Origin of the sequence: Solilutibacter pythonis, assembly GCF_003697345.1 — a bacterium.
Lineage (GTDB): Bacteria > Pseudomonadota > Gammaproteobacteria > Xanthomonadales > Xanthomonadaceae > Solilutibacter > Solilutibacter pythonis.
Genome location: NZ_RFLY01000055.1, coordinates 1 through 1371 on the forward strand (window position 1 = coordinate 1; position 1371 = coordinate 1371).

1 protein-coding gene is annotated in these 1371 nt (G+C 66.6%); it reads right to left on the bottom strand.

Going from position 1 to position 1371, the window contains the following annotated elements:
* Positions 1-11: 11 nt before the first annotated feature.
* On the bottom strand, positions 12-1371 hold a 1360-nt coding region (locus tag EBB59_RS13235; RefSeq protein WP_147455627.1), incomplete at its 5' end, for a phospholipase effector Tle1 domain-containing protein.

Sequence of the window (1371 nt, forward strand, 5' to 3'; positions counted from 1 at the left end):
TTTGCTGTGAATCACATTCTCATGACCGGCCCGCGCGGGGTTTCGGCTTGCTGTTGCTGCCGGTTCAACGCCTCGGCTATCTCCCGCTCGCGCGCGGCCTGCTGCTCCAGGTTGTATGCCCGGCCTTGTTGCAGCCAGGCTTGCCCCTCCGGGCTTTGCGCATATTCGCGGCCCACCCGAAGCATCCCGTCGACATCGCGCCGCAACGCCGCGTCGGTCATCCGCATGAACATCGCCTCGATCGGGTCCTCCGGCTCGGCCGGGCGTAGACGCGGCGGCCCGGCCACGGGCTGGATGCGCACCGGCCGTCGTTCCACCTGGGCGTCCAACGCGGGATCGACCGGCGATTTGCGCGTGCAATCCGGCTGCGCTTCCACCCGGCACGCCCCGCTCGGCCCGGGCTGCGCGATGAAGTCGCGCGCGCCATCGCGAAAACCCCGCGTGCTGTAGAGCGGCATGTGTTCTTCCGAGCGGTGAATGACGTAACGCGCGGGGTCTTGCGGCACCGCTTGCTTGGTCAGGAAGTCGCGTTCGCCCAGGCTGTTGAGATAGTCCACGGCCAGATTGGCGCTCAGCACGCCCAGGCCATCGCGGGCATAGCTGTTGCCCAGGTCGCTGTGGGCGCCGGGCAGGGTGAGGCTGAGGAAGCGGCCGCCTTCGGTCATGCCCTCGGGAATCAGGCGGTTGCCCTTGAACGCGTCGCGGCGGTCTTCGGACATCAGGGCGATCGCGCCGACCACCGAAGGCGGGATGCGGCGGTCGTGCTCGGTGATGTTCGTGGCGACGGGGTCGAGCAGCACCAGCGCCTGCAAGGTCTGGCCGGGCGGCGCCAGTTGCCGGGTGTATTCGGCGCGGGTGACGAGGCCATTGGCATCGTACTGGATGTCGGTATCGGTGGGGTCCATGATGCCGCGCTCGTGGATGACGCGGCTGAGGGCAGCGGCGAGTTCCGCGCCCCGGCTGAAGCCGAGGCCAGCGATGCGGATCTGGGCGTCGGGGTCTTCCTCGATCCAGGCCTTGGCTTGTTTACAGAATTGGAAATAAGCGGTTTCGACGCGCTGGTCGAAGGTGTGCCCGGTCAGGCCGTCCCAGCGGTTGGCCAGCCAGCCGTCCTGGGTGCCGATGCCTTCGACGTAGCCTGCCTTGATGGCTTCGGGATTGGATTGTTGAATTTGCTTGTAGATCTTGCCGACGGCGCTCCAGTTTTCCGGCGCATCCTTGTAGATGCTGTTGCCGGTGCCGTCGAGCGCGGCGATGTAGAGACGTTCGTGGGGGTGGTCGCTACGCAGCAGGAGCGGGGCCTGCATCTGGGTAAGTTGCCATTCGGCCTCGGCATAGCGCTCCAGGTCTTCCTGCGTCACCGGATCGTGT